Annotated in this window: 8 protein-coding genes; 1 reads left to right on the plus strand and 7 read right to left on the minus strand. The window is 37.8% G+C overall.

What is annotated here, in order from left to right; genetic code table 11:
* Positions 1-125 precede the first annotated feature (125 nt).
* The 5 genes from IVG45_RS17130 to IVG45_RS17150 all read right to left on the minus strand — a co-directional run bounded on the left by IVG45_RS17130 (position 126) and on the right by IVG45_RS17150 (position 10,985).
* Positions 126-1,574, minus strand: a complete 1,449-nt coding sequence (locus IVG45_RS17130; protein WP_196435007.1) for a hypothetical protein — start codon at positions 1,572-1,574, stop codon at positions 126-128.
* Entirely contained in the window at positions 1,540-6,330 is a 4,791-nt protein-coding gene (locus IVG45_RS17135; RefSeq protein ID WP_196435008.1) for an AAA domain-containing protein, read from the minus strand. The genes IVG45_RS17130 and IVG45_RS17135 overlap by 35 nt, the downstream gene beginning before the upstream one ends.
* Before the next feature lie 270 nt (positions 6,331-6,600).
* Entirely contained in the window at positions 6,601-7,476 is an 876-nt protein-coding gene (locus tag IVG45_RS17140) for a glycerol kinase (protein ID WP_196435009.1), read from the minus strand.
* A 65-nt stretch (positions 7,477-7,541) separates the two neighbouring features.
* Positions 7,542-10,469 carry a UvrD-helicase domain-containing protein gene (locus IVG45_RS17145; RefSeq protein ID WP_196435010.1) on the minus strand — a complete coding sequence of 976 codons (2,928 nt, stop codon included), beginning with the start codon at positions 10,467-10,469 and terminating at the stop codon, positions 7,542-7,544.
* 204 nt (positions 10,470-10,673) lie between these two features.
* Complete coding sequence (locus tag IVG45_RS17150) at positions 10,674-10,985, minus strand: H-NS histone family protein (protein WP_196435011.1); 312 nt, start codon at positions 10,983-10,985, stop codon at positions 10,674-10,676.
* Between the two features lie 397 nt (positions 10,986-11,382).
* Here IVG45_RS17150 and IVG45_RS17155 point away from each other — a divergent pair, with 397 nt between their 5' ends.
* Positions 11,383-12,606 carry a HEPN-associated N-terminal domain-containing protein gene (locus tag IVG45_RS17155; RefSeq protein WP_196435012.1) on the plus strand — a complete coding sequence of 408 codons (1,224 nt, stop codon included), beginning with the start codon at positions 11,383-11,385 and terminating at the stop codon, positions 12,604-12,606.
* A 75-nt stretch (positions 12,607-12,681) separates the two neighbouring features.
* On the opposite strand, the gene IVG45_RS17160 is transcribed toward IVG45_RS17155, so the two are convergent.
* Positions 12,682-13,107, minus strand: coding sequence for a ProQ/FinO family protein (locus tag IVG45_RS17160; RefSeq protein WP_196435013.1), 426 nt, complete (start codon positions 13,105-13,107; stop codon positions 12,682-12,684).
* 76 nt (positions 13,108-13,183) lie between these two features.
* On the minus strand, positions 13,184-13,858 hold the full coding sequence (locus IVG45_RS17165) for an ankyrin repeat domain-containing protein (RefSeq protein ID WP_196435014.1): 675 nt from the start codon (positions 13,856-13,858) through the stop codon (positions 13,184-13,186).
* Positions 13,859-13,876 lie beyond the last annotated feature (18 nt).

A 13,876-nucleotide genomic window follows, 5' to 3' on the forward strand; every position in this document is an offset into this window, starting at 1 on the left:
ATTAAATATTAAGCATGTAACAACGCCATGGCAATATGCCAGAAAGAGATCGCAGAATAAAAGGATACATCGGAAAAAGTTATTATATTTATACTTTGACAGATATTCGCCGCACGTGATAATCGCTACTCTTGTACAGATGAAAAATCAAGAAAACTGAAATCATTTTTAAAAATATTTGCATGATTTTTATTTTTACCCAGCTTCCCCTGGTATCTTTTATTAGAGTGTAGATGTTCAAAAATAAGTTTTCGGGCGGATTCTACAAGGGCATGATCCTCTGATAAAAATCCAATAGGTATTGGAATAGACGAAAAATTCGAAGGATAAAAATAGTGAAAAACCACGCCTACAAAGTATGGGGCATACAAAAATATTTCTAATTGTCCATTTAACAACGGCTGGGTGTAACCGTATGTGTCAAAACTGTTTGTAAAAACAGTAGATTGTTGCTGGTCTTCTATTGGAACGAGTAATTTTATTTCACTTCCTTTATTAGTGTTTTTTACCGACTTAATAAAGTCGCCAAAAACCGAAGTTCGCCCGTATAAGCTGTATTCGGGGGCAAGCCAACATATCGACATGCTGTGTTTTTTAAACTTTGATAGCTTTGATATTAACGTATGATAATTAGATTCTGTTTCACGATCTTTGCAATAAATATTACCAATGATCGGTTGGGTGTTAGCGCCGTAATTAGAGATATTGTTAATGTGTACATCTTGAAGGTAGGACAGAACATCGAGTGTGTTTCTACTGCCGAGCTTATTATTTAAAACCCTGTCTTTAAATAATTTTATGTACTCCATAAAATATTTATTTTGATCATTAAAATTGTGAAATGAATCATTCCTGATAGAAAGGGTTTCTATAATAGATTTATAGATTTCATCATCACTCTTAATTAATTCTTCTGTGTCTTGAGAATTATAAATATCAACGCAGTCTTCATCAATTTTTAAATAAAAATCAAGAGGCAAAGCTGCGTTATAACGAGACTTGGTTTTTACGCTAGTAATTTTGTATAGTTCAGGTAAATCATTTTGCTTGCCCTTAGCAATTTTATAAAAATGGCTTTCAAAAGATTTTTCTGCAAAAAATTTGCTCTTTGAGATATGCTCATCTTTTTCTTTAAGGGTGATAGAAAGCGCATTTGATCGTGGTTTTGTGGGATCAATAGGAGTAAAACTGACTAGATTAAAAGAAACATTATCAATTTTGTTTTCTATCTTAAAAAAACGCGGATAATCATCTGAGCTTTCAGAAAACTTTGATTTTGCGTATTCAGTTAATTCTAACTCATGGTCATCATTAAATAATACAAGCCGCTCAGAGATTAGACTTTGTATCAAAACCTCTGTTTCTTTTAAGCTAAATCCAAAATACTCTTGTATTTGAGCTATAGAAATAGCATTGCACACATAAATAAGTCGGATGACGAACTCTGTAACTACCGGTAAACGCTCTTGTTTTGTAAATGAATAATCAATTTCAAAAGATTGGCACGGTAATGAGTAAGTTATTTGATTAATTAAAAATTTAACTTCTTGAATCGATGTATTGTTTTGTGTCATAAACTAAATACTCATTAGAGCTTTTGTGTTCGTTGATGAAGTTCAGAGCAGAGCCAAGTGCAGAAGTCCTATTTTTTTCATGCTCCCAAATTTTGGAAGCGCCTACAATTATTAACCTATTTTTAGCTCTAGATAAGGCCACATTTATGCGTTGATAATCGTTCAAGAAACCTTGTTTATATTGAGGATTATTGCGTGTAAGTGAAAGTATAATTATCTGATTTTCTTTACCCTGATAGCTATCAACTGTATCTACTTTAATTAATTTTTTAAATTCACTTCCAATGGTGTCTGATTCAATTATTTTCTTAATAATAGATCGTTTTTGTTCGGCATACATGCAGATTATGCCCACCAGCTTTTCTGAGTCATGTAAATCGTTATTAATATTTAATAAAAAATCCTCGTTATTAGATATATCTTTTAAAATCGTCAGAATAACATCTACTTCATATGTATTATAACAGCCAGAATTTTTTACTGTTGTTTCATGAGACTTCGCCCCTTCTGAGCTGGTATCCATCCAAATGACCTGTGCTTTGTCAAATGGGACAGGCAAATATTGATAGTACGCACTTGGCTCACCTCGCCCTGTCTTAAGTTCATTTTTGTAAAAGCAAGAAGAAACCATAGCCCCTATCGCTGATGCCATACGATATTGTGTCGTTAGCGTGACTCCTATAGTATTTCCATATTCGGACTGAAACGCTCTTTCAAAATCGCTTTTTCTTATTAACTGTTCATCAACAGATAAGCGATGGGAAACGTGCTTTAGCAAGTCCTGTGGATTGTATTGTGGCGGTAATTGCAAATGATCGCCGACAAGTAATATGCGCTTACCGGTTTGCATAGCTATAGCCAATTCACTTGCCGTTGCGCGGGCAGCTTCATCAACTATTACCCAATCGTATTGGTTGTTTGCAATACCCATGTGCCATTGACCAATCCCGACACATGTTCCACAAACTAGCGTCCTTGTCTTAGCAAGAAATTCATCAAAATTACCTCGCTGAATAGCAAGAACATCAATCCATTCGAATGAAATTTGTAACACCTGATCAAGTTTTTTTAACGCTAATGATGAGTTAATGTTGTATTTATTGATAAGGCTATTCTTTAAAAACAGGAAAAGCTCGTCCGGCGCTATGTGATCGCCAGAATAGTTAAACATCTTTTGTGCAATGCTGAAAAATCTTGATTGAATTTGGTGTCCTTTGTGGTCGCCTTCCTGTTCCTTATCGATTTTATTAAATTCTTTCAGCAAAAAACCCAAATGAAATTCTAGGTCGAAATAATTTTCGACAAAATCTTTTGGTAATTGAAGATTAGTGCTTAATGATGTTGCTCTGGATTTAACTGATGCCCTAAATGTTTCCCTGTATTTGTATTGAATAGATGATATATGTAAGTGCCTTATTGAGTCGGACAGCATGCCTTCTGATCCGAATCGTACTATATCTAAGTTAAGTTTTGTTTTTTCACAAAGCCCATTTATACCTTCAATCGCATTGTTCACAGCTTCATGAGACTGGCTAACTAATAATATGTGCCTAGCATGTCCATTTATAACCAAATAATGAACAAATGAAGCAATGAAAGCAGTTTTTCCTGTTCCTGGTGGGCCTTGTAGCAAACTTAATGGCGATGAAGTAAATATTTTGTTAAATGCTATTCGTTGTTGAGCATTTAGCGCATATATTAGTTTACCATTATCATACACATTATAATCATCTAGCTCATCGTCAGTTATAGCAGTCGAGGATAATGCAATTTCTTTGCTAATACTGGCATCAAAATAATCTATTAAATTTCTTACTACTGATTTATGATTTAGTAATCTTTCTAAAGCTAATTTCCTTCTCTGATAGGAAGATTTTGTCTGTTGATTTAACAACTTAAGCTTCACCCCAAGCTTAACTTGACCTAAATTTTTATAATCATCGATCACCAGAATGTCATTATCTGATTTCCTAATATTCATATAACCGATTCTACGTTTGTTTTCGTTATCATTTACATAAATTTCCACGCGATCATTGCTATCAAAATCCAGTGTTTCAGATGTGTACGGGATAAATAATTGATTGCCAATTATTTCATGTGTCCCTGTAACTTCAACCTCAGGTTGCATTTCTTCTTCCATCGATAAAACTGTTTCCCAAATTTTTGAAGTTCTGACGATCTGAGAGTTTTCCGAATAAGAGTAAATCGAAGAGGGTGTTATTGAATCCTCGTCAATTACTTCGTCTTCAATAAGATCTTCAATTTTTACCAATACCTTTAAGCAAGTTAATAGATCCTCTGCATCATCAGCAGCACCGTTACTTATCTTTATTTCAGAATCTGGAATTGTTATATTTGAATTTCGTATCGTCTTTTGCAAATCTTGATGTGTTATTTCATCAAGTTTGATGCGTTTTAGTGAAAAATCATTTTTGTCGACAATTAATGTTATTTTTTTTCGGACACCAGTAACCCATATAATGAGATCATTGGTGAATTTTTTAGAAGGCTCGGCAGAAACATAATATGTATCATTGTCTGATAATAATTCTTCCGGCGCATTCAATTTAGCAATAGATATCTTATATGAATGCAGTTTTTTAGGCGGGACCAAAACATCATTTAAAGATTTAGTAATTTCGTCAATCGTAAGATATGGTGACGAAACTAAAAAATGCTTTAGTTTTTTAGCTAATTCATTATCTTCGGTTAAAGGCTGTATGCTTCTATCTATTCCAAATATATCGCAAACTAAAGCACAGACGGCATAGTTGTCTATTTCGATAGGTTGACATGTTTCGTAACTTGTCGGTGCATATGCTGTGTTATGGGGTTTTAAATCACCTTCATAATACTCTATCGTATCAATTATGAATGCAGATATCCCTTCAGATGAGTTCACTATTATATTCTTAGGGTGCAAATCCCCATGAAATAGATCTAATGTATGAAGATATGTCACAGCTTCAACTATCTCTAACGCTAGTTCTGTTTTGCTTTCAATAGAAAGATGATTATTTTGTATATAATCATCCAAATGTTCTCCTGTTATCAATTCCTGTACAAAATAAGTGCCCGTGTTCGATATGCCAAAATCTAATATTTTCGGGAAGAATTTTTCTCCAAGCTGCTTTAATGTTTTTATTTTTTCAAAGAACAAGTATAGATAATAGTTGGTTGCAGAACTATTAATTATTGGTTTTATTCCATGCCAAACTTTAACAACTACTTCTTTGTTATCCTTAATAGAAGTATAAATGTCGCACTTTGAGGATTCTTTTATTTCTTCGTGTACCGGATATAGTTTGTAATGCGCCTTTTCAACCCTAAGATCTTCAAAGTATATTAAATCTATGTCTTCATATTCATTGACAATAGCCTTGTTAAGACAGTCGAGCATTTCTCTTGCGTTTTTGAAACGCTCTTTAGCGTCCCATTCCATCCCTTTTTCGAACCAGGCATCTAGTTTTTTATTAAATGTGTCATCTGAAACACCTTTCCATACATATAGTTCTTCATCCTGTGCTGGGTATTTTCCATACGCGATTAGATAAGCTGCTATAGCTAGCAAAAACACATCTCTTTTGAAAGGATCAGATGCGGAATCACCTAATGTATCTTCTGGTATCTTTGTTAATCCAGCTTTTATAAAATTACGTAGCCCTGCAATTGTTTTAACTTCTCTAAAATATGCAGTGATAAATCCTGAGATTGTTATTTTTGATGATCTTTCAAACCACAAACTATGTTCGCTTATATCCCTATGTGCAACATCAATATCGTGTAAATCCGCAAAATGCGAAATCATTATTTTAATTATATCAAGCCGGTCTTGGCAGTTTAATTTTTCATTATATTTATGAATAAATTCGTTTAACCTAAGTTGCTTCTGTGGTAATTCATATAGTTCACAGAAATCGGCAGTAACTTCATCTTTTGTTGCGCTTGTTAATGGCTGAAGAAAATAATCCTTATATTCCGGCTTAATTGATTTAATGTATCCAAGAACTTTGTTTTCCCTTAGCACTATATCTGCACGTTCTTCTTGAGTGACTGCATCATTCCCAACCTGAATTAAGTCCCATCTTCTCAATAGCGCTTGATAGTTTTTATCATCCTTTTTAATTGCCCTATATTCTCTATAAAAATCTTGAGGATGCTTAAAGGTTGATTCTCCTTCAATACGATAATTATTAAAGCTAAATTGCCTTGGTTTAAACACAGCATCTTTTGCGTTAAAAAAATTATCAAACCAACCTAGATCGTTTATTTTTGTTGCCGTGTTTTTAGGAAAAAACCTTTTATAAGTTTTTTCATCTTTTATCTTCAAAAAATCGTCTAACTTTATTACGTAGTCTGATTCTTCATCTTTAAAGTTTTCTAATCGCGCATTTCCACATAAGATTACTCTATTCTCTACAAATGGCGGCGGATCCAATTTTCTTTTAAGGGCGCTAACCAACAACCTATTTTTATTTTGGTTAATTTTTACGGGTGATGATCTTCGTTCATTATTATGAATCCATGCCCCATTCTCATACCGAATTACTCCATTCCAGTTTTTTAGTTCTAGCAATATCAATCTATCTTCGGTAACTAATATGAAGTCTATTTCCTTTGTTCCTTCCCTTATGTCCACCATTTCTAGAGCAGAATACCCTCTCCACTTTGAACTGAACTCCCGTTCCATTTTTTGATTAGCATCTTTTTCGTATCTATTTATGCCTTCTGGATTAAGACAAATTATTTTCATTCTATTTCCGTTTTTTTATTATTTTCAGTAAAATATTTTTATGATTAATATTTTGCTATTTACTTATATTTACTTCCGATCTAGTCCTTAAAGATATACCTTGATACATAAATTGGCATAGTGAGAACCAAGCAGATTGGAATCCCTTTCTCTTAAGTGAACTCGGTATCAATCCGCTCGGTTTTTACTGCCTACAAGCTTTGGATTAATTCACTAGTACATAAAGATCAGCCCTAAATGTATAGGACTGTATTAACTGTTAATCGTAGTTCAATACGCTTGCACACCAAACTTCAACAATAACCTCGGCAAAATATCATCCAGATTCAGCACATCTTGATCTGTGAGTTCGATAAGGTTGAAGTTGTATTTTTGGTAGATAGCCTGTTTTTCTTGTTTTCGAGCTAGATATTTTTCATCGTTATCATAGCCCCAGTATTCGATGTATACCTTGCCTGTTGGGATATAGAAATCGCAGTACATTTCTTCTTCGATGGGCAGTTTACGTTCATAGGCATGAACGATCTCAGCCATGTAGAGCCAGTTGTCGATCAGCATTTCGGCCTTCGATCGGACAAAATGACCATCGGTAGCTCGGTGGGTAGCTTCAAATTTGTGTCGGAAGCTATCCATTTTGTCGCTATCGGTTTTAGGTTTGTCGACGCCTTTCATATTGTCGACGCTATCCTTCAGTGCGCGGATTTTGAGGATCTTTTCTGGCCAGCGGGCGTAAGGAATACCTGAGCGACTGTCTTCACCCTGTTCGGCACCCATTTTTTTGCCTTGATCGGTGACAAGCCAGCCTTTAAGCCCTTTTTGAATCCAGCCTAACTCAGAAAGGATGTAGTTTATTTTTGTGGCGGAGACCTCAAAATGCTGACCAAGAGCTGTTGCTGTTAGCATTTTAGGAGCATCTGCTTTGGCGGGCTGAACGTGAACGTCGAAACTTTCTGGCCAAGCAACATATTGTCCGTATTTACCAGTTTGATAAACGCCGCCAGCTTTAACACCAGCATCGGTCAACGTCCATTTGTCGTCCTTCTTCTCTATCAATCCCTGACTGCTTAATTGGGTAAACAGTTGATCTTGGGGAATACCACGCAATTTGGCTAACTGAGTGGTGGAAACTCTTTTTTCTTCGGTCATAACGTTCAGGTTAAGGGAATGTCGGGCAAGTTTAGCTGTTAAGCCATGAGAAATTCAATCTTGGGTTACTGAGATCCTTTCCGTTTTGCGGCCTGTAAATCAATAAATTTCTCTTTATGAGAACAAGAAAATTCTGCGCCTTTGCGATAATTTGAACATCCCCAGAATTCCCCGTAAGGACCTTTGCGTAAACTCAGCGTACCGCCACATTCGGGGCAAATGGGTTCAACATAATCACAACGATGATTTTCGCATACCCTAAATTGGCCTTTATTTTGTAAGCCACCGCCACACCACTGGCAGGCGTGTTGGGTATGAGTGCAGAGTGGATATTGGTTGCATCCAAAAAAGCTTCCGTGTCGACTATCCCTTGGAATCATGTATCCAGTTTTACATTTCGGGCATGGGATGTTGGCCACATGATCTTGAAAGCCTTCGCCTTTGAACTCATCTAGCAAAATGGGGTAGCGTTTGTCGATGAGCTCCCTTACAAACGGCGACGGATTGTTGCCGTTCGTAATCAGATAAACATGGTGTCTTGCTCGGGTTAATGCCACATAGAACAATCGCCGCTCTTCAGCATGTTCATATGGTTCGTTTTTCGGTAATAACATTTCCAACAGCGGATGAGTGGCTTTTTCTGATGGGAAGCCGTGTTTACCTTTTTCAAGCCCGAATACCACAACGTAATCAGCTTCCTTGCCCTTTGATGCATGAACGCTCAAAAACTCGATTTTCAATTGCGGGTATTGGCGTTTCAGGGCCGCCATCTGAGGCCTTTTGAAATGAAATCGGGCAAGCAGTAAAACGCTTGCTGGTTCGGTTAATTTGGCACTGATGTTTGTTAGCGCTGCATGAATACCAAGTATCTCCTGATTGGTTTTAATCAGCGAAATAGCGTTATGCTCGACCTGGCGATGACTATTGATATTTTTTTTGAGTTGACTCGGGTTTTGACTAACGAAGCGCGATGCAACTTCTCCGATTTTGTTGTTAAACCGAAACGTTTTATCGAGGATGCTCATTGCAGTGGCGCCAAAATGATTCGAGAATTCTTTCGTCAGTGACACGTCACTGCCGGAGAATCGATAAATCGACTGCCAATCATCGCCAACGCAAAACAAACTGGTTTCGCGATTCTGTGCCATTAGAGCTTTAAGCAAGCGTGCACGACTCGCCGAGATATCCTGAAACTCGTCGACCAATAAATATCGGTAAGTTGAACGGTATCGTCCTGATTCTACATACTCGATCGCTCGACCAATCATGTCTTCGAAATCGATACTTGCCTCATCACGTAAATGAAGCTGGTAAGCCTCATAAATCGGTTCGAAAAGATAAGCCGCAGCCAACATGCGTTCATGGTCCTCATGAACCTTGGCCAATTCGACCATGTTTTTTATTCCCATGTGAGCAGATTTAAATAGCGACAAAACATCTGCCATCAATTTGGCGAACTCAGAGACGCGCCCCAGTCCTTTCAAGTTGGTCAGTAATTCGTTTGCGGGAATTGGATTGAATTTAACATCCGCAGCTAGCAGTTTTTCACTCAAAACGTCAGTCAGGCGGCCTTGGTGTTTGAGGTAACTGTAAGTTTCGATTAGAGGCGTTTTGTATTTTTCGTGTAAAGAGCGCTTCCATGCCATCCCTTCAAGATAGCGTTGCTGCTCTATGAATGGCGGTGTTTGATTTTGTTCGTTGACGGCGAAGTGCTCGATGTAAATTCCGTACTCAGGCAAATAAAAATCCGGTTGATAAACCTTGTAATCAGGTCCCGATGTGTTCACCTGATAATTAGCCTCATACTGGTAAGCGATGCCTTGCCGATAGAGAAAATTGGCGATTTCGCATTCCTCGTAGCTTTTGACCAGCTCGCCTTGGAGTGTACGGATGTCATTTTCCAGAATGTAGGCGTTATATTCGCCTAAGCTTTTAAAGTCGTACTGACTTTTATACGGATAAGAAAATCGTAAAAAATAGGTGACCAGACGGGATTTATACCGCTCATCTTGCAGAAGTCGTTGAATCTGCTCATCGACAAACCGAGTTCTTAATTCAGGATCCTCTGCCATTTTGTCGATTGATGGGACGATTCCCTCGACCTGAGTAATGATGTGTTTGCCAAGACTATGAAAGGTTTTGACTGTTAAGTTATCGATGCCGAGTTTTTCCTTTATTCGCTCATCCATTTCCTCGGCAGCTTTTCGTGCGTAGGCCAACATCAATATCTGATTTGGTTGAGCTAACCCTGCATTGATCAAATAGCCGGCGCGACCGATCATCGTACTGGTTTTGCCTGTCCCAGCGCCTGCTAATACTAAGTTATGCTGTTCATCGATAACGCAAGCTCTGCGCTGATTATCGGTCAGCGGGTTCGTCTCTACCTTGTCGAAGAATGACTTCCATTCACCAACTTGTTGATTGACGAATGTCTGATTTAAGTAATCGATTTGAGAATGTCCGCGTTCAAGCAAAGGCAATATCAAGTGATAATTTGGCAGAGATTCTGACGTCAAATGACGGTAACTATCTTTTCGTTTGAGGCCGACTGTTAACCACTGATGAGCCGTTAGCCATTGATGTGCGGTTGCTCGACGAATATAACGGTTGCCGAAAAATAGTAGATTGGCTTCTTGTGCTGCTTGTTTTATGGCAGGTTCGAACTGCTGATAAAAGCGTTGTATAGTGTCTCGAATCTGGGTGTTCAGTCGCGTTTGCAGTTGCTTGGAAACGGTTTTACGTACTCCGCCGAAGTGAAAAGACTGAGCATCTTCCAATGTTATGGAGAGCTGATCCCAAAACCAACCGGACTCAACGATTACGCCACCTGCGATGCTTAGGATTTCGATATGATGGATGTGGTTGGCCCCAAAAAACTCGATTTTGCCGTCTTCTACGCTGAACGAGTGATAATCGTTATTTGAAGCGAAAAGTCGTGCCCAACGACCAGTTTGATAGGAAAGCTTGTCGGGTTCAATTGTAAAACGGGGCATATGTCCTTATTGGCGGCTTTCCAAATATAACTAAGTGCCTACAGGATACAAGAATTAACGGACAATCAAAACCGATGTACTTGTAAGCGCAGCAAAGTACGGGGGCATTAGTTTTACCGAAGAGAGGACAACCGCGCAGAATTGTCTGACCACCTATGAATGAGTTGCGCGGAATATTGGCGTTGCCAGAATCCGCGCAATGACTTAGTTGATCAAAAACTCGTCTTTATTTCGACCTTGATCCGTTAATGCTTTCATCCATTTCGGAGCCAGGCCACGACCAGTCCAGGTTTCAGAAGAGTTAGCAGGGTTTGCGTATTTAGCAGATACAGAAGAAGATGCCTTTCTGGATCTCTTTTCATCAGTGATTTCAACAGTAACGCCAATCGAAGCAGCCAGTTCTTTAATTTGCGTGATGACTTGTTTGCGCATACCTGCTTGTTTAGCTTCTAATTCCGCTTGGGCGTCTTTAATTAATTTTTGGAGTTCGTCGGGTGACAGGTTTTGAATGTCCATCTTTGATTGAATAACGGATAAGTTAATAAAGTTGTAGTTTATCAAATGTTGCTGATAAGCAGTAAGGTTGTTTTGCCGAATTGTTAAAGAAAAGTCAAGTTTAATTGTTTGCCACTAAAGGGGGATTGTGTCTAACCGCTTTTTTGACATAGAAGTGATGTTTCGATTCAGTTGGTACCTTGGGTGCTAAAACAAAAAGGGCATCCAATGAAACAGCTTTATTTGTTTTGCAAGAACAGATTAGATTTCGAAGTGATATTGCCGATGGAGTGATAGTCGTTCCTGTTGGCTATGAATCAGATTTGGCTTCAATTCCAACATAAACGAGGATATCTGCTGATTTATTGCTAGGCGCTTAAGTCTCTGAAAACTGACAGATGTTAAAGGACAAAATGATATGGGAATAGCAAAAAGATTTATGGAAGAGCAACAGAGTAAGGGATATAGCTCTAAGGAAGACATAACTGTATGCAAAAACTGTTTTGATGAGTATGGAATAGAGCGATTTATTGAAGACCATCAAACTCACAATACTTGTTCGTATTGCCGAGAAAGCGGTGCAGAAGTTGTTGCTTGTGAGTTGGACGCATTAATCGAGCACATATTAGAGAGCATTAGCTATGAATGGGGACATCCGGCAAATGAATGTCTCCCCTATGAATCACGTGAAGGGGGGTGGCAGTTTGCAGATGTATATAATACTTGGGAACTACTCGACGAAATTGATATTGGAAATAAGGATGGACAAATATACGAAGATATATGCAGTTCAATATACAATCAAGAATGGTGTCAAAAGAATCCTTTTTCTTTGAAGCAAAATGAGACACTGATGGATGGTTGGCATAAATTTTCAGATTTTGTATGTAATACTGCAAGATATGTTTTTTTCAAAGCTGAAAATTCTAGTTATGATGAAAATCAGCATGACGAGATGAATCCAGTTGATATATTGGATGCCCTTGGATCAATTTTCAATAAAATTGGCATGGTGAAAAAACTTAGTAACTCGACTCTAATTAAAAGGGTTAGGATCGTCAATCCCGAAGTAGAACTATCATCTGCAAAGGAACTAGGATCACCACCAAATGAATTTGCGCGCATGGCAAATAGAATGAGTCCAGCTGGTATATCAATGTTTTATGGTGCTTTCGATGTTGAGACGGCTATTAAAGAAACTTATGAACCCGATCAGAGAAGAAAGAAAGCAATTTGTGGAACATTTAAGCTCACACGAGACCTTATAGTAATAGATTTGTCCAAAAAATCCTCTATACCCAGTTTATTTGATGAACATGAGAGACATCTTAGAGATGAAATGAGCTTTCTCTCCGACTTTATTTCTGATTTCACTAAGCCGATTGAACGTACGGATCGTGCCCATGTTGACTATGTGCCAACTCAAATCGTCACGGAATATATTCGTCACATTTTTAAAACGGCAGATGGGAGAAATATAGACGGAGTGATATATCCAAGCTCGAAAAATAAAAGAAAATGTGCCATAGTTATATTTGCTGATTCGGAGAGTTGCGTAGAACTTACACACGAAGGTTATAGCGGCGCTATTCTTGCTCTAGTTGATGTTGAAGAGCACGAGTTGGTAGCGTTTTCTGAATGACCTCTTTTCGAAACTAATCTGCTGTTATTACAAAATTGGCGAATAGCTCCTTGGCTGTTGGCGGCCACCTTAGAATCAAACATGCGCAAGTTGGTCCTCAGTGGTTTTATTACCTTGCACAGCTTCGTCTTTACTGACAAAACCGGCTTCCTTACCTTGCAAATCAATTCTCGCGGCACCCTCGATCATGCACTCGGAATATCGTTTGCCTTTTACCCATTTTTTCATTGCAGCACGAATGTCATTTGGAGTAAGTCCAAGAGCTTTTGCATGTTCAAGAAGATCTTTATGAATGCCGATTTTCAGCGGAACTTTAGGAAGCGGCTTTTTCGGAAAAGCTAAAGGAAAATGCTTTTGCAGCAATCCAATTGTCCGTAATACCGGATCAACTTGTGGTTTTTTAATATTTTCAGATTCTCGTTTTTGTTTTTGAGCTTCTTTTTTTGCGGCTGCTTGTTTCGCCAGTTCATCTTTCAAAGAAGCAAGTTGTTCAAATCCCATAACGTGGTTGGCAGTATGTGGTGGAGAAGGTTGATGTCTTGATTAGCTTACCTGTTGATTTACTGCTAAGCGCTTATCACAAGCGCATCTCGGTGATTGCCTCAGGAACATCATCGAGATCATTGCGAAGAATTAAACTTTCTAATTTATGATGGATTAATGATTTCATGTTTTTTTTGGAATGAATATATGCATCTTTCCCGCTCTTATCTTTTATTGTGTAATCAATGCATTGATTGAGCAATATTTTTATAAAATCTTCATCTGGTGATTTAATTTTAGCAGCGTAAAAAAATGGAGTGTATCCCCTCTTGTCCTGAAGATTAATATTCGCATTATTAACTAATAATGCTTCTAATATTGGAATGTGCTTTTTTTTGCAGGATGAGCAAATCAATGAAAGAGCCGATCTTCCATTTTTGTTTGGAAGATCTACTGTAGCCTTCGCTGAAATTAATTTGTTGACATATTCCAGTCGAGCCAAGTCAGCAGCAAGTATTAATGGTGTACTTTTTTTATTATAGACATCAGGGACTAAGTTTACATTGGCACCTTTTTCAATCAGCAATTCAAACGACTCCATTTGGTTTCCATGAATAGCGGCCATCAATGGCGTGAATCCCTTTTGGACAGGCCTCATTTCTTCACAACACACGACATTAATGTTTGCGCCTTTGTCTATCAAGTCAGACAGATCCTTGTATCCTTTATGCGCACTCCAAATTAATTGCCTATCTAGGTCGTTTATCATTCTTTTTTTTATAAGTGA

Source organism: Methylomonas sp. LL1, from assembly GCF_015711015.1.
GTDB lineage: Bacteria > Pseudomonadota > Gammaproteobacteria > Methylococcales > Methylomonadaceae > Methylomonas.

What these genes read in the sequence shown, in the direction of transcription:
- IVG45_RS17130 (WP_196435007.1), bottom strand. Translation starts at nt 1,574, where the DNA reads ATGACACAAAACAATACATCGATTCAAGAAGTTAAATTTTTAATTAAT.
- IVG45_RS17135 (WP_196435008.1), bottom strand. Translation starts at nt 6,330, where the DNA reads ATGAAAATAATTTGTCTTAATCCAGAAGGCATAAATAGATACGAAAAA.
- IVG45_RS17140 (WP_196435009.1), bottom strand. Translation starts at nt 7,476, where the DNA reads ATGACCGAAGAAAAAAGAGTTTCCACCACTCAGTTAGCCAAATTGCGT.
- IVG45_RS17145 (WP_196435010.1), bottom strand. Translation starts at nt 10,469, where the DNA reads ATGCCCCGTTTTACAATTGAACCCGACAAGCTTTCCTATCAAACTGGT.
- IVG45_RS17150 (WP_196435011.1), bottom strand. Translation starts at nt 10,985, where the DNA reads ATGGACATTCAAAACCTGTCACCCGACGAACTCCAAAAATTAATTAAA.
- IVG45_RS17155 (WP_196435012.1), top strand. Translation starts at nt 11,383, where the DNA reads ATGGGAATAGCAAAAAGATTTATGGAAGAGCAACAGAGTAAGGGATAT.
- IVG45_RS17160 (WP_196435013.1), bottom strand. Translation starts at nt 13,107, where the DNA reads ATGGGATTTGAACAACTTGCTTCTTTGAAAGATGAACTGGCGAAACAA.
- IVG45_RS17165 (WP_196435014.1), bottom strand. Translation starts at nt 13,858, where the DNA reads ATGATAAACGACCTAGATAGGCAATTAATTTGGAGTGCGCATAAAGGA.